General features: G+C 71.8%; 21 protein-coding genes. 16 read left to right on the top strand and 5 right to left on the bottom strand.

What is annotated here, in order from left to right; all coding sequences use genetic code 11:
* Positions 1-36 precede the first annotated feature (36 nt).
* The 7 genes from KBX34_RS04520 to KBX34_RS04490 all read left to right on the top strand — a co-directional run bounded on the left by KBX34_RS04520 (position 37) and on the right by KBX34_RS04490 (position 6,615).
* On the top strand, positions 37-1,314 hold the full coding sequence (locus KBX34_RS04520; RefSeq protein WP_210791671.1) for an LCP family protein: 1,278 nt from the start codon (positions 37-39) through the stop codon (positions 1,312-1,314).
* A 200-nt stretch (positions 1,315-1,514) separates the two neighbouring features.
* Positions 1,515-2,453, top strand: a complete 939-nt coding sequence (locus KBX34_RS04515) for an LCP family protein (RefSeq protein ID WP_210792031.1) — start codon at positions 1,515-1,517, stop codon at positions 2,451-2,453.
* A gap of 58 nt (positions 2,454-2,511) precedes the next feature.
* A complete protein-coding gene (locus KBX34_RS04510) occupies positions 2,512-2,847 on the top strand; it encodes a rhodanese-like domain-containing protein (protein WP_030487745.1) in 336 nt (111 codons plus the stop codon).
* 10 nt (positions 2,848-2,857) lie between these two features.
* A complete protein-coding gene (locus KBX34_RS04505; RefSeq protein ID WP_210923448.1) occupies positions 2,858-3,646 on the top strand; it encodes a glycerophosphodiester phosphodiesterase family protein in 789 nt (262 codons plus the stop codon).
* Between the two features lie 46 nt (positions 3,647-3,692).
* Positions 3,693-5,147, top strand: coding sequence for a PAS domain-containing sensor histidine kinase (locus KBX34_RS04500; protein ID WP_210923447.1), 1,455 nt, complete (start codon positions 3,693-3,695; stop codon positions 5,145-5,147).
* A 60-nt stretch (positions 5,148-5,207) separates the two neighbouring features.
* A complete protein-coding gene (locus KBX34_RS04495; RefSeq protein ID WP_088950728.1) occupies positions 5,208-5,624 on the top strand; it encodes an ATP-binding protein in 417 nt (138 codons plus the stop codon).
* Between the two features lie 103 nt (positions 5,625-5,727).
* A complete protein-coding gene (locus KBX34_RS04490) occupies positions 5,728-6,615 on the top strand; it encodes a DUF5926 family protein (protein WP_088950729.1) in 888 nt (295 codons plus the stop codon).
* Here KBX34_RS04490 and KBX34_RS04485 read toward each other — a convergent pair.
* Positions 6,602-7,843, bottom strand: coding sequence for an arginine deiminase (locus tag KBX34_RS04485; RefSeq protein ID WP_088950730.1), 1,242 nt, complete (start codon positions 7,841-7,843; stop codon positions 6,602-6,604). The genes KBX34_RS04490 and KBX34_RS04485 overlap by 14 nt on opposite strands.
* Positions 7,844-8,010: 167 nt before the next feature.
* Here KBX34_RS04485 and KBX34_RS04480 point away from each other — a divergent pair, with 167 nt between their 5' ends.
* The 5 genes from KBX34_RS04480 to pheA all read left to right on the top strand — a co-directional run bounded on the left by KBX34_RS04480 (position 8,011) and on the right by pheA (position 11,520).
* On the top strand, positions 8,011-8,748 hold the full coding sequence (locus KBX34_RS04480; RefSeq protein ID WP_088950731.1) for a hypothetical protein: 738 nt from the start codon (positions 8,011-8,013) through the stop codon (positions 8,746-8,748).
* A gap of 169 nt (positions 8,749-8,917) precedes the next feature.
* Positions 8,918-9,376 (top strand): hypothetical protein, encoded by a 459-nt coding sequence (locus KBX34_RS04475; protein WP_088950732.1) that lies wholly within the window; start codon positions 8,918-8,920, stop codon positions 9,374-9,376.
* 75 nt (positions 9,377-9,451) lie between these two features.
* The gene (locus tag KBX34_RS04470; RefSeq protein WP_210923446.1) at positions 9,452-9,841 is read left to right on the top strand and encodes an ACT domain-containing protein; all 390 of its coding nucleotides are present in this window, start codon (positions 9,452-9,454) and stop codon (positions 9,839-9,841) included.
* Between the two features lie 202 nt (positions 9,842-10,043).
* A complete protein-coding gene (locus tag KBX34_RS04465; RefSeq protein ID WP_247671470.1) occupies positions 10,044-10,553 on the top strand; it encodes a hypothetical protein in 510 nt (169 codons plus the stop codon).
* A gap of 10 nt (positions 10,554-10,563) precedes the next feature.
* The gene (gene pheA, locus KBX34_RS04460; protein WP_099856839.1) at positions 10,564-11,520 is read left to right on the top strand and encodes a prephenate dehydratase; all 957 of its coding nucleotides are present in this window, start codon (positions 10,564-10,566) and stop codon (positions 11,518-11,520) included.
* A 50-nt stretch (positions 11,521-11,570) separates the two neighbouring features.
* On the opposite strand, the gene KBX34_RS04455 is transcribed toward pheA, so the two are convergent.
* From KBX34_RS04455 to KBX34_RS04445, 3 genes are all read right to left on the bottom strand, one after another.
* Positions 11,571-12,293, bottom strand: a complete 723-nt coding sequence (locus KBX34_RS04455) for an AIM24 family protein (protein ID WP_210923445.1) — start codon at positions 12,291-12,293, stop codon at positions 11,571-11,573.
* 111 nt (positions 12,294-12,404) lie between these two features.
* Entirely contained in the window at positions 12,405-12,752 is a 348-nt protein-coding gene (locus tag KBX34_RS04450; RefSeq protein WP_172862248.1) for a metallopeptidase family protein, read from the bottom strand.
* 146 nt (positions 12,753-12,898) lie between these two features.
* Positions 12,899-13,330, bottom strand: a complete 432-nt coding sequence (locus KBX34_RS04445) for an OsmC family protein (protein WP_088950735.1) — start codon at positions 13,328-13,330, stop codon at positions 12,899-12,901.
* Between the two features lie 132 nt (positions 13,331-13,462).
* Between KBX34_RS04445 and KBX34_RS04440 the strand changes: the two genes are divergently transcribed.
* The 3 genes from KBX34_RS04440 (at position 13,463) to KBX34_RS04430 (ending at position 16,025) form a co-directional block, all read left to right on the top strand.
* The gene (locus tag KBX34_RS04440; protein WP_210923444.1) at positions 13,463-14,188 is read left to right on the top strand and encodes a hypothetical protein; all 726 of its coding nucleotides are present in this window, start codon (positions 13,463-13,465) and stop codon (positions 14,186-14,188) included.
* Positions 14,189-14,391: 203 nt separating this feature from the next.
* Entirely contained in the window at positions 14,392-15,213 is an 822-nt protein-coding gene (locus tag KBX34_RS04435) for an HAD family hydrolase (protein WP_088950737.1), read from the top strand.
* On the top strand, positions 15,213-16,025 hold the full coding sequence (locus KBX34_RS04430) for an HAD family hydrolase (protein ID WP_210791685.1): 813 nt from the start codon (positions 15,213-15,215) through the stop codon (positions 16,023-16,025). Before KBX34_RS04435 ends, KBX34_RS04430 begins: the two co-directional genes overlap by 1 nt.
* 15 nt (positions 16,026-16,040) lie before the next feature.
* Here KBX34_RS04430 and KBX34_RS04425 read toward each other — a convergent pair whose 3' ends face one another.
* Positions 16,041-16,643 (bottom strand): bacterial proteasome activator family protein, encoded by a 603-nt coding sequence (locus KBX34_RS04425; RefSeq protein WP_210923442.1) that lies wholly within the window; start codon positions 16,641-16,643, stop codon positions 16,041-16,043.
* An 84-nt stretch (positions 16,644-16,727) separates the two neighbouring features.
* On the opposite strand from KBX34_RS04425, the gene KBX34_RS04420 reads away from it, so the two are divergent.
* Positions 16,728-17,525 (top strand): S9 family peptidase, encoded by a 798-nt coding sequence (locus KBX34_RS04420; protein WP_210923440.1) that lies wholly within the window; start codon positions 16,728-16,730, stop codon positions 17,523-17,525.
* Positions 17,526-17,532: the final 7 nt, after the last annotated feature.

The following is a 17,532-nucleotide window of genomic DNA, read 5'->3' as shown; positions in this document are numbered from 1 at the left end:
GGTGCCGCCCCCTCCTGATCACGAGCTGGAGCACGAATGCCGGTTCAGGCCAGTCGTCGCCCTTCCTCCTCCGGGTCTGCCGCGCCCAGCGGCCGGATCTCTGCGGCCATACCAGTGCAGCCACGCCCCTCGGGCGGCGGACCGGGCGGTCGTCCGCCCGGCGGCGGCGACGGCGGCAGTTCGGGTGGCGGTGGCGCGGGTGGCGGTGGGTCGGCGAAGAAGCGGACCAAGCGCAAGGACCCCCTCTGGGCCCGGCTGACAGTGGTGTTCGGGGCGGTGCTGATGCTCAGCAGCGGGGCGGCCATCGTCGGCACCAAGGTGGTGATCGGGCAGGCGACCGGCGGCATCGCCCAGCGCAACCTGCTGGGGGAGGCCGGCAAGTCCGACGCCGAGGGCGGGGCGAGCCTGGAGGGGCCGATCGACATGCTGCTGCTGGGCGTGGACGCCCGGGAGCGCTGGGCCGCCGACAACGTCCGCTCGGACAGCATCATCATCCTGCACATCCCGGCCACGCACGACCAGGCGTACCTGATCTCCATCCCCCGGGACACCGAGGTGCAGATCCCCCCGTTCAAGAAGAGCGGCTACGCCGGAGGCAGCGGAAAGATCAATGGAGCGTTCCAGGCCGGCGCCGCCAACGGTGGTGGCTGGGAGGGTGGCGCGCAGCTGATGGCGCAGACGATCAAGCGCCTCACCGGGATCAGCTTCGACGGCGCGGCGATCATCAACTTCGGTGGCTTCAAGAACGTCATCGACACCCTGGGCACGGTGCGCATCTGCGTCAGCCAGGAAGTCGAGTCGCTGCACATGTCGTACGTCGACGGCAAGCCGATGTGGAACGCCGACGCCAAGAAGACCGGCAAGGCGCGCACCCCGGTGGTGCACAAGAAGGGCTGCCAGGAGATGGAGGGCTGGGCTGCACTGGACTACTCCCGGCAGCGCAAGACCCTCCGCAACGGCGACTACGACCGCCAGCAGAACCAGCAGCAGCTGATCAAGGCAATGGCCAAGAAGGCCACCGACCGCGGGATGCTGACCAACCCGGCCAAGATCAAGCAGTTGATCAAGGCGGCCGGCGAGGCGTCCGTGCTGGACACCGGCGGCGTGCCGATCGAGGACTTCATCTTCACCATGCGTGGGGTCACCGGCAACGAGCTGACCATGCTCAAGACCAACAACGGCACCTTCAACGCCAACGGCAACAACACCGAGGGTCTGAACGAGGAGACCAAGGAGATGTTCCGGGCGGTCAAGCAGGACAAGCTCGCCGAGTTCGTCTTCACCCACCCCGAGGTGATCTCCAACCGCAAGTGACGGCCGGGAGTCGCGAAAACCCAGCGACGGCATCGTCACCGCCCGTAGCCTGACGTGAACAGGTTTCACGTATCGGCTGCGGGGAGGCGGTCACGTCCAGGTGGGGACGGAACGCGGCGGGCCGGGCCGGAGCGGCCCCGTCGGCCCGAGCACGCCGCGCCCGCGGGTCACGGATCATGCTCGGCGTCGGCCTGGTCCTCGTGCTGCTGGCCGGGCTCGCCGTGGCCGGGATCAGGACGCTGAGCAACCGGTACGAGCGAACGGTGACCAAGGAGCAGTTGCTCGACGCCGACTCCCGCACCGACCGCACCGACCTGGACGGGCCGCTCAACTACCTCCTGGTCGGCTCCGACCGCCGCCCCGGAGGCAGCGGGCCGGACCAACGCTCCGACACCATCCTCATCGTGCACGTACCCGCCGGCCAGCGGGAGGCGTACCTCGTCTCCATTCCCCGTGACCTGCTGGTCGCCATCCCGGCCGGGAACGGCTTCGGCGGCGGCCAGGACAAGATCAATGCGGCGTACGAGCACGGCGGCGGCGGGCAGGCCGGCGCCCAACTGCTCTCCGCCACGCTGACCCGGCTCACCGGCATCCGGTTCGACGGTGCCGCACTGATCGACTTCTCCGGCTTCCGCAAGGTCATCGACCTGCTCGGCGGGGTGCAGATGTGCGTGGACACCGAGGTCCGCTCGATCCACACCAACCGGGTCTTTCCCGTCGGCTGTCAGCAGATGGACGGGGCACAGGCACTTGACTACGTCCGGCAGCGCTACGACCTGCCCGGCGGCGACTACGACCGGCAGCACCACCAGCAACAGTTGCTCCGGGCGATGCTGGACAGCGCCGGCAGGGCGGACCTCCGCAGCAACCCGATCAAGCTCGACCAGGTGCTCCGGGCGGTCGGCGGGTCGTTGACCGTCGACACCAACGGCGTACCCCTGGAGGACCTGCTCCTCGCGCTGCGCGCGCTGCCGCCCGACGGAATGCGCGGCGTCCAGGTGCCCTCGTCACCGCAGACCATCGACGAGGTCTCGTACGTGGTGCTGGACAACGGGGGCAACGGGCTGTTCGAGGCGGTTCGCGGCACCCGGGTGCCCTCCTGGGCGCAGGCCAACCCCCGCTGGGTGACCCGGTTGTGACGGTGTCGACGGCCGGGTCGGTGCCGAACCGGCCGACGAGGATCTAGTGTTGCTTCCTGTGTTCGGACCCCAGGTTCCCACCGTGCCCGTGACCGAGATCGCCGACGAGACCTACCTGCTGGATGTGCGGGAGGACGACGAGTGGGCGGCCGGCCACGCCCCCACCGCTCACCACCTGCCGATGATGGAGCTGCCGGCACGGCTGGCCGAGGTGCCCACCGACCGGGAGGTGGCGGTCGTCTGCCGTTCCGGCGGCCGCTCCGCCCAGGTCGTCGCCTACCTGATCAACAACGGCTGGGAGCAGGTGCGCAACGCCGACGGCGGGATGCGCCAGTGGGCTGCCGTCGGCCGACCGGTGGTCGACGCGAACGGGCAGCCCGGCCAGGTCATCTGAGGCGGACGGCATGGGCGGGCCACTGGTCTTCGCGCACCGCGGCGCCTCGTACGACCTTCCCGAGCACACCCTCGCCGCGTACCTTCGCGCTCTCGACGAGGGCGCCGACGGCCTGGAGTGCGACGTCCGGCTGACCCGGGACGGGCATCTGGTCTGCGTACACGACCGTCGACTCGACCGCACCAGCAACGGTCGCGGTCTGGTCAGCGCGCGTACGCTCGCCGAGCTGGACGCACTGGACTTCGGCTCGTGGCATCCGGGCAGCGCACCGAGCGGCGACCTGCCGCCGGACGACTCGCACACCCGGCTACTCACCCTGGCCCGGCTGCTGGACGCGGTGCTCGACGCCGGCCGGCCGGTCCGGCTGCTGGTCGAGACGAAGCACCCGTCCCGCTACGGCTCGAACGTGGAACGCCGACTGGTCAGCCTGCTGCGCCGCTACGGGCTGGCCGACCCGGCGCCGGACGACCCGGTGCAGGTCACCGTGATGTCGTTCTCCCCGCTGGCGGTCCGCCGGGTGCGCGAACTCGCCCCGACGCTGCCCACCGTGCTGTTGCTGGAGGTGTTGCCGCCCTGGCTGCGGTTGGGCCGGCTGCCGTTCGGCTCCCGCATCGCCGGGCCCGGCATCGGCCTGGTCCGGGGCCGTCCGCAGCTGCTGCCCGCGCTCCAAGCGGCCGGCAACGAGGTGTACGTCTGGACGGTCAACGAGCCCACCGACCTGGAGCTGGTGCTGTCCGCCGGGGTGGACGGGATCATCACCGACCGGCCGGCGTACGCCCTCGCCCGGCTGGGCCGCTGACGGGCGGGGGTGCCCAAATCCGGGCCGACGGGGCAGACTCGCCCCCATGCCGGAGCGTATTGACTTCCCCGCTCTCCTCGCCGGCCACACCGTCGTGATCGAGATGATCAATTCTGGGGACGCCGGCCTGCCGGTCCTCACCCAGCTCCTCCGGGTGGCCCAGCCGGCACTCGGCGCGACCGGTATGGCGTTCGTCGAGTTCGGTCCGACCGGTGGTCGCGTGATCTCCGCGACCGGCGCGGCGGAATGGGCCCTCGGTCGTCCGCTGGCCGCCGACGACCCGGACACCGTCTGTCTGCTCGCCGGGCCACGGGTACGCCAGGCACGGGTGGACCACCTCAACGGCAAGCTGGCCGGCGAGCTGAGCGGCAGCGACCTGCACTGGATGGTGGTCTCCCGGGCGGAGATCGGCGGCCACATCGTCGGGAGCATGCACGCGCTCTACTCGGACGACGACGAGCCGGGCCCGGACCAGCAGGCGGTGATCGGCTACCTCGCCTCCTGCGTCGCGCACATGTACGGCGACCAGAGCGGCCTGCCGGTGCACGGCGACGGCCCGGTGGTGGCGGCACTCGCCGACGGGCTGGCCGTCGTCGACCGGGACGGGCACGTCCGACTCTGGAACCCGGCCGCCGCCCAGGTCACCGGGCGGTCGGTCGAGCAGGCGCTAAGCGCGCCGTTGCCGTTCCCGCTGCCTCCCTCCGGCCAGGTCCGGGACCACCGGATGCCGGACGGCCGCTGGCTGCGGATCACCTCCGGCGAGCTGCCCGGTCCGGGCACGTTGCGGGTGGTCACCTTCCGCGACATCACCGACCAGCAGCGCCGCGACCACGACCGGGAACTGTTCGTCGCGGTGACCAGCCACGAGCTGCGCACCCCGGTCACCGTCATCAAGGGGTACGCGGACACCCTCACCGACCACTGGGAGTCGCTCACCGAGGTGGACCGGCGGCAGGCCGCCCGGGTGATCGGGCAGCGTGCCAACGAGTTGGCCCGGTTGGTCGACCGTCTCCTCTCCTCGGCCGCCGAGACCGGGCCGGGGGACGACCCCGCGACCCCCTTCGACCTCGGCGAGGCGCTGCGCTCCGCCGTCGGGGACCTGCCGGCGGACCTGCGTCACCGGCTGGTGCTGCTCCTCCCGACCGACCTGCCCAAGGCGCTCGGCCACCGGCCCAGCCTGGCCACGGTGTTGACCGAGCTGACGACCAACGCCGGCAAGTACTCGGCACCGGACTCCCCGATCGAGATCACCGCCTCCGTGGACGGTCAACTGGTGGCGTTCCGGGTCAGCGACCGGGGCATCGGCATCCGACCGGAGCACGTGGAGCGGGCCTTCGACCGGTTCTGGCAGGGCGAGTCCGGCGACCGGCGCGGCTATCCGGGGGCAGGGCTCGGCCTCTATCTCGTCCGCCGGATCGTTGAACAACAGAATGGATGGGTATCCCTACGTCCGAGGACCGGCGGCGGTACGGTCGCAGAGGTGCGGCTACCACGCGGTTGACCGAGGTGGCGCGACGTGGAGGCGACGGTGGCAGCGGCAACGAGAGAGCGGGCGTGGTGCGTGGTGGTTCCCCACCACCCGGTCGGGGCACGGCTGGCCCGGCACCGGCTCGCCGGCGAGTTGGCGGACGTCGTACCCCCGACGCTTCTCGCGGATCTGATCGCGGTGCTCGCGGAGTTGGTGGGTAACGCCGTGCGGCACGCCCGGCCGCTGCCCGGCGGAGTCATCCGGGTGGCCTGGCACCTACGCCCCTCGGCCGAGGGCGCTCTGATCCAGTTGCGGGTCACCGACGGCGGTGCGAGCACCGGGCCGCGGATCCGGACAGCCAGCCTCGACGCGGCGGACGGGCGAGGGCTGCACATCGTGGCCGGTCTGGCCACCCGTTGGGGAGTCGAGCGCGACGGCATGGGCCAGCGCGTCTGGGCCGAGTTCGACCCGGTGCCGGCACCCCGACCCGACCTGGTGCCGGCACGCTGACCGTCCTTGATCATGACCTCGTCGGTGTGACCGGTGCTCGACGGGCTCGGGATGGGTGGGTCCCGCCCACGGAAAGCCGGTCGGGGCTCTAGGCTGTGACGCCGTGAGCAAGCGTCGAAAGAGCCAGCGCACCGCAGCCGACACCGCCCCCCGCCGGGAGAAGGTGCGGGACATCTTCGTGCCGCGTCCGTTCGACGGGCTGGTCGACGAACCCGAGTGGATCGCCCTGCGCGAGTTGGTGCCGGCCGCCTCCGCGCCGCTGCGACTGGCACCCGCCCTGGTCGAGGAGTTCGGCGACCGGTCGGCGACGCTCGCCACGGTGCTGCCGATGGCCGCCCCGGCGATCAGCAAGCCGGACGGTCGAGTGCTCATCGGCCTCCAGCGCCACCAGCAGTCCGGTGACGTCTCCCGGGACCTGGCCGAGGCGCTGCTCTGCGCACTGCGGACCGAGCCGGGTGGCCAGGTGGCCGTGCCGCCGCTGCCCGGCCCCGGCCCACGCCTCCAGGACATCCTCGCGGACGGTCCACTGGACATCACGATGCACGAGGGTTTCGAGTTCTGGCTCGACCCCGGGGCCGGCGATGATCCGACCGTCCAGGCGTCTCTGGAGCGAGCCAACGCGGCGATCTACCCGACCGTGCGGTTGACCGCCGCGAAGGCCGCGTACTGGTGTCAGGTCCCGGAGAAGGCACACGTGCGCTGGGTGTTGCCCGAGGACGAGGACGCCGCCCTGGACGCGCTGGCCCGCCTCGGCGCGGCCGGTTCGCTGACGCTCGGCGAGCAGACCAAGTTCGCCGGCATGTTCCGCGCGCACGGTCGTCTGGTGCCGGTCTGGGACCTGCCGGAGGAGACTCCGGCCGCCGACTGGGAGGACCCGGTGGCGCAGTTCGCGAAGCGGTACGCGGAGGCGCTCGCCGCCACCGACCCGCTGGACGCCGCCGGCCGACGCGCCCGTCAGGGGCTGCTCGGCCGCCAGCTCACCCTCCGCTGAGCCCGGCCCGGCCCGTTCCGGCCGGCAACGGCTCGCGGGTGATCGGGCAGGACATGCAGCGCGGCCCTCCCCGGCCGGACCCCAGCTCGGAGCCGGCGATCGGGATCACCTCGATGCCGGCTCGCTCCAACTGTGCGTTCGTCTCGGTGTTGCGCTCGTAGCCCACGCAGAGCCGGGGCGCCAGCGCGAGGGTGTTGTTGCCGTCGTCCCACTGCTCGCGTTCCGCGGTGACCGGGTCCAGCCCGGTGTCGATGACCCGGAGCAGGTCGAGGTCCATCGCGTCGGCGGCGGCCCGCAGAAACGGCGCCGGCCCGTCCACCCGCGGGTCCTCACCGTCCGCGCCGGCGATGACGGTGTACGCCGACAGCGTGCTCGCGATGTTGGGGTACATCAGCACGGCGTCCACGTCGACCATCGTGCAGACGGTGTCGAGGTGCATGGTGGCGCGCTTCTGGGCGATCGGCACCACCAGGATGGTGTGGGCCAGGCCGGCGGCGAAGACCTGCCGACCGAGGCGTTCGGCACCGGCCGGTGTGGTCCGTTCGCCCACCCCGACCGCCAGCACCCCGGGCGCGAGCAGCAGCACGTCCCCGCCCTCAAGGTGTTCGAGGTTGGGGCGGTAGACGAACTCGGTGCCGGCGAAGCGCGGGTGGTGCCGGTAGATGGCGTCGGTCAGCGTGGTTTCGCGGCGGCGGGCGGGCATGGCCAGGCTGGTGACGCCGACCCGGTCGCCGATCCAGAGCGACGAGTCTCGGGTGAACAGCAGGTTGGGCAGCGGGTCGATGACGAAGTCGTGCCGATCCATCAGGGTGTAGACCAGCCCGCCGGGCCGCTCCGAGCTGATCCGCAGTTCCTCGTGGGCCAGCCCGGCGGTCAGCACGTCGGCCAGGGCCGCCGGGTCCAGGTAGGAGAGGTGGTCGGCGACGCGGGCCCGCAGGGTGTCGCCGAGCCGTCGGGAGCGCAGCACCTGTTCGGTGAGCTCGGCGCGAGCGTCCGCGACGGCAAGCGTCTCGGCCAGCAGGGTGGCCAGGTAGAGCACCTCCACCCCGCGCTCGCGCAGGGCGGCCGCGAACGCGTCGTGCTCCTCCTGGGCCCGCCCGACCCAGGGGATCGCGTCGAACAGGAGCGAGTCGTTGTTGCGTGGGGTGAGCCGGGCCAGTTCGGGGCCGGGCCGGTGCAGCAGTACGGTGCCGAGCCGCCCGACTTCACTGTCGACGTAGTGGGTCACTCCCGCAGCGTAGGGCAGGGTTTGGCGGCATCCGAGAAAAGAACTGTGGATGAATATGGCATTCATCCACAGTCATTCCGGCGCTCCGGCTTGCCGAACCCCGGTAGTGGCAACGTAGGGTAGTGGGGACATAACTTCGAGGGACCTTTTGCCGGAGGTCGACGACGATGACTGTCTTTCCCGCACGACGAGCCGTACCGTCCGCTCGGGCACTGCCGCCCGTCGCGGTGCCACACCCCCGTGCCGAGTCGACGGGGGTTCTCGAACCAGTCCGTCCGACACCGCTCGAGTGGGCCCGCCGCCGTCGGGCCGAGCGAGGGGCGCGCCGCCTGGAGGCGGCCGGGGCGCGGGCGCTGGGCCAACTCGATCACCTCGGGCCTGCCTGGCACGTGATCGAGTGGCCGCGCACCGACGTGACAGACATCCTCGACCGCGGTCAGGACGAGCGCGCCGGGTTCCTCGCCATCGGGCCGAGCGGCCTCTTCGCCGTGACCATCGCCGACCACGGCCGGGCCAGAGTGCTCGTCGCCGGGGACGTCGTGCAGATCAACGGCAAGCGACCGCCGTACGTGGCCGAGTCCCGCCGGGACGCCAAGCGGGCCAGCAAGGCCCTCTCCGACGCGGTGGGGCTGCCCGTCCCGGTGACGCCGGTGCTGACCTTCGTCGGCTCCGGCGTTATCAGTGTCTACGGCCTTCCGAAGGACTGTCTGATGGCCACCCACCGCGAGCTGGATCGGCTTCTCGTGGCCGGTGGCAGTCGGATCAGCCCTGCCACGGCCGAGAAGCTGTCCCGGGTCGCACAGCACCCTGGCACCTGGCTGAACGGCACGTACCGTCCAGCTGCCGACTACCGGTGGTATGACGAGGGCCGAACGGCCGCTGACAAGCCGGCCAGTCGCCGGTAACGTCACCGGCGACGCCACGCGGCTCCGGTCCCCCGTCCACCTCACCGGCTTCCCGCGCCGTCACCGGCCGCCTCGGTTCAGGCTGTGCGGCCAGGGTGACCAGGTGCGCTCGGTGATTCGTCGGCGACCCGCTAGCGTGGACAGTCGATCGGTGCACATAGGAGGCGCGGTGGCCCACGTCGAACTTTCGCTCTCGGAAGCGTTCGTGCCGGCGGCGCGGGCCTCGACAGAGCCGGAGTCCGACAATGTCGGCCAATGGTCCTCGACAGTGTCCCGGGCCGACGAGCCGTGCCTGCTGATCGACGCCGACACGAGGGTGGTGGCGATCTCCACGGCCGGCTGCGAGCTGCTCTGTCTGGGCGAGCCGGGCGCTCTGATCGGGCGACCGCTGCTCGACGGAGGGCTGCGCCTGCTCGATTTCACCGCCAACCGGGGCGAGCTGACCGAGGCCGAGGCCGACAAGATCCCGCCCCTGCTGGCGCTCTCCTCCGGCCGACTCGCTCGTGGGCTGCTCCGGGTGCAGGCCGCCTCGGCCGACAACTCCGACGCGACCGTCGACGCGATCTCCACTCCGGTGCTCACCGACGGCACCGTCGCCGGTTCGCTCACCTTCTTCTCCGAGGTCTGACCTGCGGCGGAGTGTGTTGTTCACCGCACGCGGCGTTGCTGGGATGAGCCCGCGCGCAGGCCGTAGGGTGCCCTCATGCTCGATATCGCGCTGCTGCCGGGGGACTACGCCGTGTGCCGCCTGGCCGCCGGCACCACCCTGCCGTACGCGTTGTCCAGCGGGCTTCGCGACACCGACGTGGTCACGGTGAGCTGGACCTCCGACGGGATCTCCGTGATCTGCCCGACCGACCGGGCTCCGGCACAGGCCATGGTGGAAACCGTGTGGCGCTGTCTGCGGGTCACCGCCCCGGTGGGTATGGCCGCCATCGGCAGCCTTGCCGCGCTGGTCGACCCGCTGGCCGAGGCACGGGTCAGCGTGGTCACGTTCTCCACCTTCGACACCGACTATCTGCTGGTGCCGGCTGTCCGGCTGACCGAGGGCACTGCCGCGCTACAGCGCGCCGGGCACCGCGTCACCGGCTGAGCTTCACCCCCACCGGCCGCTCACCCTACGATGGGCTCGGCCACCCCGGCCGCGACGAATTCTCCGATGTCCCGAGGATCGGCCCGTGCCGTTCACCCCACCCCGCCCCGCGTCTCCCCCATCGCGGGCGACGATCCACATCTCACCGGCGACTCGTGGCCGGTCGACCGGTCGCGTCCCCGCAGGGACCGCCGCCCGGGTCCTGCCGGTCGCACTCGCGGTGTTCGTCGTCACGGTGCTGGCCGGCTGTGGCGCCCCACCCGAGCTGAGTGAGCCGACCGCCCTGCCCACCCACACCGCGGCACCGACGCCACCTGGCGCGAGCACCGCTCCCGCCACCCCGCAGGTGACCGCACCGCCGCCCGTCGCGGTCACGCCCACCGCCGATGCCGGTCTGGTCGCGACCGCCTGCCGCAACGGGCCGACCGGGCAGCGGGTGGTGCAACTGTTGCGCGGGCGGGCGGGAGTCCTCCCGGCCAACGTCCGGGTCCAGGTCCGCACCGGCCCACTCTGCGCCGCCGACTGGCAGTTCACCGTGCTGGAGGTGACCGGCCACGAGGAACTCCAGGTGGTGACCCGGGGCCAGGCGGCCGCACCGACGCTGGTCACGGCCGGCACGGACGTCTGCACCATCGAGGTACGCGCCACCGGCCCCGCCGGTATCCGTGCCCTCGCCTGTGAGGCCGGTCCGGCCGCCGGCCCGGGTGCGTAGGCTGATCGGCATGCCGGGAACACCGCCGACACGTTTCGTCTACCTCGGGCCGGAGGGCACCTTCGCCGAGCAGGCCCTGCGTTCCGTCCCCGCCGCCGAGCGCGGCACCCGTACGCCCGCCCGCAGCGTCGGTGAGGCACTGGACAGCGTCCGTGACTCCGACGCCGATGCCGCGCTGGTGCCGCTGGAAAACTCGATCGGCGGCGCGGTCGGCGTCACGCTGGACGAGATGGCCGAGGGCGAGCCGCTGGTGATCACCCGGGAGGTGATCCTGCCGGTGGAGTTCGTGCTCGGCGCCCGACCCGGCACGTCACTGACCTCGATCCGGACGGTGGCGGCCCACCCGCAGGCGTCCACCCAGTGCCGGGGCTGGCTGCGCGACCACCTGCCCGACACCGTCGTGGTCGACGTGCTGTCCAACGGCGCGGCTGCCGCCGGTGCCGGTGCCGGCGAGTACGACGCGGCGATCTGCGCACCGATCGGGGCGACCCGGCACCGGCTCGCGATACTCGCCGACAAGATCGCGGATCATCCCGACGCGGTGACCCGGTTCGTGCTGGTGTCCCGTCCCGGGCCGCCCCCACCGCCGACCGGCGACGACCTCACCTCGCTCGCGGTCTACATCGCCCACGACCGTGTCGGCGCGCTGCTGTCGGTGCTGATGGAGCTGGCCGTCCGCGGGGTCAACCTGACCCGCATCGAGTCCCGCCCGACCGGGGAGGCGCTGGGCCGGTACGTCTTCTTCCTGGACTGCACCGGTCACGTGGCCGACGTCCGCCTGGGCGAGGCGTTGCAGGGGCTCCGCCGGGTCTGCGCCGACGTCCGGTTCCTGGGCTCGTATCCCCGGCACCGGTGGGCCGAGTCGGCGGGCGAGCGGCCGGTGCCCGCACCGGCCGGCCTCTCCGACGTCGACTACGCCGACGCGGCAGCCTGGCTGGCCCGACTGCGCACCGGCGAGCTGACCTGACCAGGCGCGGGACGCCCCCCAAAAACTCGGGAGCGCCCGCACCGCCGCTGTCAGCTCAGCAGACCGCCGAGCAGACCGCCCTCCTGCTGCTGCTGGCCACTGCCCATGACCGGCGGCTCCTCGGACGGCTGCACCACCACGAAGCCCTGGCCGGCGAAGCTCATCGTGAACGACTCACCGGTGCGTCGGCCCAGCAGCGTGCCGAGGCCGATCTGCTCGGCCCGGTGGTAGCCGGTCTGGAGGTTGGCCGACCAGCAGACCGCGGCCTGCGGGTCGACGTACGTCGGGGCGTCCACGTTGAGCACGACCGGCGTGCCCCTGGTGGTGATGGCGATCCGGCCGTAGCCGCTGAACACACAGTTGAACAGGCCGGACGACGAGGCCATCCCGGCGCCGCCGACCATCCTGATGTCGTACTGCAGGGTCGAGTCGAAGGCGAGCACGCTGGAGCCGTTGATGGAGAGGGCGTCGCCCGGCTCCAGGTCGATGATGTGCACGTCCTTGGCCAGCTCGGCGAGGAAGACGTCACCCTGGCCGGAGACCTTCATCAGCGGGACGCCCTCGCCGGTGAGCTTCTGCTTGAGGAACTTGCCGAGCCCACCCGAGCCCAACGCCTGGAACTGCACATTTCCCTGGTAGGCGACCATCGACCCGACCCGGGCCATCGCCTCACCGTTGAGCTCGATCTTCAACATCTTGGAGTTCTGCAGCCGCATGCCGGGCTGTGCGGACTCCTTTTCCAGATTCTCCGAGGAGAACAGCTCGCTGCGCATGAAAGGGTGCCTCCTGACAGGGTTGCGGTCGCTGCACCGAAGGTAGGCGACCCGGGCAACCACGTGCCAGCGGCCGCGCTGCGAGGACCGGCTGCCGTTGACCGGTGGCGCTCAGCCCCAGCCCAGCGCGTGCAGCCGCTCGTCGTCGATGCCGAAGTGGTGGGCGATCTCGTGCACCACGGTCACCGCCACCTCGTCGATGACGTCGTCGTCGTTGTCGCAGATCCGCAGGATCGGGTGTCGGTAGATGAAGATCCGGTCCGGCAGGACGCCGGAGTAGTCCCAGCCGCGGCTGGTGAGGGCGTGACCCTCGTAGAGACCGAGCAGGTCGGCCTCGCCCGGCGGTGGGTCGTCCTCGACGAGGATCACCACGTTGCTCATCAGGCCGAGCAGTTCCTCGGGCACCTCGTCGAGGGCATCGCCGACCAGTTCCTCGAAGCGCTCGCGGGTCATCTCCACCGGCACCTCACCCATTCTGCCCGATGCGGGGTGCGCCCGGCCCGGTCAGTTGGAGCACCGCAGGGATCCGCGGGGCCACGGAGAGAGTGATTCCCGAGGTGGGCGAGGACTCTCTCCGTGGTCGAGCGGTTCGTGGGTCGACCGGCTCAGGAAGCCAGGCGGGCGTTGAGGGTGATCTCGGCGCCGGGCGAGAGCAGGCGGGAGATCGGGCAGTTGGCCTTGGCGGCCTCGGCGAGCTTCTGGAACTCCGCGTCGTCGATGCCCGGGACCTGGCCGACGGTCTCCAGGTCGATCCGGGTCACGGTCATCCCGGCGTCGGTCTTGTCCAGGTGGACCTTGGCGGTGGTCTCGACCGAGGTGGCCGTCGAGCCCGCGTCGGCGAGGGCCTTCGAGAACGCCATCGAGAAGCAGCCGGCGTGCGCGGCGGCGATCAGCTCCTCGGGGTTGGTGCCCTCGCCCTCCTCGAAGCGCGACTTGAACGAGTAGTTGCCCGACAGGCCGCCCTTACCGGTGCGGACGGTGCCGGCGCCCTCGGTGAGATTGCCCTGCCATTGTGCTGAAGCGGTACGGATAGGCATGGGGAGAACGCTAGCGGAAAGGTGACCGCCGAGCGACCGACCGGGGCGGACGCCCGCCCTGCGATCCCCGTCACGCACAGCTGGCTGTGCCATGATGCGACCCAGGTCCGTGACCGGACGGAAGGATGACCGATGTCCGAGGAGCTTCCCATCCCACGGCAGGGCGACCGCTCCGACGGTCTGGCCGTGATCGAGTGGGGTGCCGACGACGACCCGGCCCCGCGCCGCCGATTCGGTTGGTCCCTGGCCGGGCTCACCCAGGACCCTCGGCTGCCCCTGCTGCTCGCCGGTCTGGGCGCGGTGGCCGGGGTCGCCTCGATGGTCGGTGAGTGGCTGGTGATGAGCCTGCCGAACGGCGGGCCCGAGGGGGACGCCACGATCGAGGTGCCCGCCGGGGTGTCCGAGGTCGGCGGCTTCGGTGTCGGCTACCTGGTGGGGCTTCTCGCGCTGGTCTGCACCGTGGTGTTGGCGCTTCGCGGCACCGCGTCCGTGCGGTCGAATGCCCGGTTGACCGGCCTCACGCTGGCCGGTGCCCTGCTGGCGTTGCTGGTCGCCGCCACGGCCACCCTCAACGATTCCGGTCAGCGCACCTTTTTCTACTCGGCACAGGACGGCTTCAAGGCCGAGTACGGTCGCGGCCTGATCATGGCCTTCGCCGCCTGTGTGCTGCTCGCTGCGGCCCTGCGGCTGGCCCCGGCCGGGACGCCGGAGGACGACCAGCCCGGGGACGTGCCGGCGGCCCGTGCCTGGCGCCGTCGCCGGGACCGCGACCCGGTGCAGGAGGACGGCCTGCCCGCACCGGCCGACCTGACGGTCACCCCCGCCGCGCCTTTCGCGCGCCCCGACACCCCGTCCTGAGCTGCGCGGATCCCGGCAACGGCTGTCCTCGCCGCGCCGCGTTCGACGGACACCGGAGAAGTGCCGCCCGTTGGCGTCCGATTCGCCTGGAAGCCATGGATGCGACCCGTTCCGCGAGGTACGGTTGCTGCCCGCCGTTACGCCGGGCCTCGGCTTTTCCGACCGCACGGCAGGCTGCGACGGCGGCGGGCGAAGGAGGAACGATGACCCGCCCGGGACTACCCAAGCTGATCGCGACCGACCTCGACGGGACACTGGTCCGCGGCGACGAGACCGTCTCCGCGTACACCCATGGGGTGCTCGACCGGGTGCGGGCCGCCGGAATTCCGGTGGTCGGCGCGACCGGTCGCGGCCCCCGGCTGACCGAACTGACCCGCAACGACATCCGCGCCGCCGACTTCCTGGTGATGGCCGGCGGCGGACGGGTGGTCGACCAGAGCGACCCCTCCGGCCCGCTGGTGCTCCGCGACGAGCGGCTGCCCGCCGAGGTGTTGGCCCGGCTGCTCGCCGACCTGGAAGCCGCTGTCGGCCCGCTGACGGTGATGGTCGAGGCGTCCGACGAGCATGACGCGCCGCTCTGGGGTGACTACCACGAGAGCTGGCCCTACCAGGACCGGTTCGAGGCGCGGACCCGCGCGGAGTGCCTCTCCTGCGATGTGATCAAGGCATTCGCCCGGACCGCCGACCACCACGTGGACGAACTGCTGGCGGTGGCCCGCCGGATCGTCTCACCGCAGGTCGCCACGCTCACCCAGGCCGGGCTCGGCTTCATCGAGATCTGCCCGCCCGGCGTGGACAAGGCGAGCGGGCTGACCGTGGTGGCGCAGACCCTCGGGGTCGACCCGGCCGACGTGCTGGTCTTCGGTGACATGCCCAACGACCTGCCGATGTTCGAGTGGGCCGGCTGGGCGCGGGTGGCGGTGGCCAACGCGCACCCGGACGTCCGGGCCGCCGCCGACGAGGTGACCCTGCGCAACGACGACGACGGAGTGGCGGTGTACCTCGACCGGCTACTGTCCCGGTGATGCAAGAGACACCCCGCCTGATCGCCACCGACATCGACGGCACGCTGATCCGCGACGACCACACCGTCAGCCCACGCACCACCGACGTGCTCGCGCGGATCTCCGCGCAAGGCACGCCGGTCGTCCTGGTCACCGGCCGTCCGGTCCGCTGGCTCAAGATGGTGTACGACCAACTGGCCGAGCCTCTGCCGGCCGTCTGCGCCAACGGGGCCGTGGTCTACGACCCGTTCTCCGACGAGGTGCTGCGGGCTGACCCGCTGGCGCCGCAGCACCTGGCCGAGGTGGCCCGGAGGCTGCGCGCTGAGGTGCCCGGCATCAGCTTCGCCGTCGAGATCCTCAACAGCCGGGAGATGCGACACGAGGCGCACTACCCGCTGCGCTGGGACGCCGACGCCGCCGGCATCCGACCGGTCGAGACGCCCGAGGAACTGCTCTCGGCCCCGGCGGTGAAGCTGCTGGCCCGAGCCGGCGAGCAGGACCCGGACGCGTTCGCCGAGCTGATCGCGGCAGCGGTGGCGGGGCTGGCGGAGGCCACGCACTCGTCGTCCTCCGGCCTGGTGGAGATCTCCGCCGCCGGGGTGACCAAGGCTGCCGGCCTGGACTGGTACTGCGATCGACTCGGGGTGAGCGCCGCCGACGTGCTGGCCTTCGGCGACATGCCCAACGACGTGCCGATGCTCACCTGGGCGGGGCGGGGCGTGGCGGTCGCCAACGCGCACCGCGCCGTCCTGGCGGTCGCCGACGACGTGACGACGGCGAACACCGAGGACGGCGTGGCGGCGTACCTGGAGAAGGTCTTCGGTCTGGACTGAGCGGGCCGCGACCGGTCAGAGGTACTGACCGGTGTTGTGGCCCTCACCGCTGCCCGGCTGGGCGATGCCCGGCATCCCGGGGACCATCCCACCGGGGCCGCTGGGCAGCGCCTGCCGGCCGCCACGCATCTGCTCCAGCTGGACCCGGGCGGCCATCTGCTGGGCCACCAGGGCCGCCTGGATGCCGTGGAACAGGCCCTCCAGCCAGCCGACGAGCTGGGCGTGCGCGATCCGCAGCTCGCCCTCACTGGGGGCCTTGTCCTCGGCGAAGGGCAGCGAGATGCGCTCAAGCTCGTCGCGCAGCTCGGGGGCGAGGCCCTCCTTCAGCTCGACGATCGACCGCTCGTGGATCTCCCGCATCCGGTTGCGGCTGGCGTCGTCCAGGGGTGCGGCCTTCACCTCCTCCAGCAACTGCTTGATCATGCTGCCGATCCGCATCACCTTGGCCGGCTGTTCGACCAGGCGGGTCGGGTCCTCGCCCTGGCCCTCGTCGGTCTGCATCGTGCCGATCGGCCGGCCGTCCGGGCCGACCACCACAACGGTGCCGGAGTGGCCGGAATCGTCGGGGCCGGGCTCGTCGTCTTGTCCAGCGGAGCGCGCTTCGGTCATGGGGTCCATCTTTACCCAGCGAGCGCGACCCATGCCGCCCGGGACCTACTCCCGGGGCCGAAACACCCGGGCGGGGCGCGCTACCGTCGCGCCATGCCTGTCGACCCGCGCGCCGTGCTGACCCGACCCGCGCCGGAACCCGACCGGACCGTCGCGTACGGCGACCACCCGGATCAGGTGGCCGACCTGCGCTTCCCGGCGGGGACCGGCCCCGCGCGACCGCTGGTCGTCGTGGTGCACGGCGGTTTCTGGCGGGCCGAGTACGACCGGCGGCACACCGGCCCGCTCGCGGCCGCTCTCGCTGCCTGCGGCTACCCGGTGGCGCAGCTGGAATACCGGCGGACCGGGCAGCCGGGAGGCGGTTGGCCGGGCACGTTGACCGACGTCCTGACCGGCGTGGCCGAGCTGCCGGCGCTGGCCGCCGAGGCGCTGCCCGGCCGGGTGACCCGGGCCGCGCCGACCCTGCTCGGGCACTCTGCCGGCGGCCACCTGGCGATGTACGTGGCGGCCAGCGCCCCGGCGACGGTGGCCGGGGTGCTCGCCCTGGCCCCGGTCGCCGACCTGGGCGAGGCGTACCGGCGGGACCTGGACGCGGGCGCGGTGGCGGCGTTGCTCGGCGGCGGCCCGGCGGAGATGCCGGACCGGTACGCGGCGGCGGATCCACGAATGTTGGTACCCATTCGAACACGCACCGTAGTCATTCACGGCTCGGAGGATCAACAGGTTCCGGCGGAGATGAGCCGCGACTTCGTCACAGCAGCCCGTGGCGCAGGATCCGATATCTCCCTTGTTGAACTGCCCGGATGCGAGCATTTCGGGCTGATCGACCCTGAGTCGTCCGCCTGGCCTCAGGTTCTCGACGCTTTGCGGGCCCTGCACGATGATCTATAGCCATTGA

The organism is Micromonospora sp. M61 (assembly GCF_018070245.1).
Classification (GTDB): domain Bacteria; phylum Actinomycetota; class Actinomycetes; order Mycobacteriales; family Micromonosporaceae; genus Micromonospora; species Micromonospora zamorensis.
The sequence above is the reverse complement of the archived record's forward strand: the minus strand, read 5'-3'. Positions and strand labels throughout refer to the sequence as shown.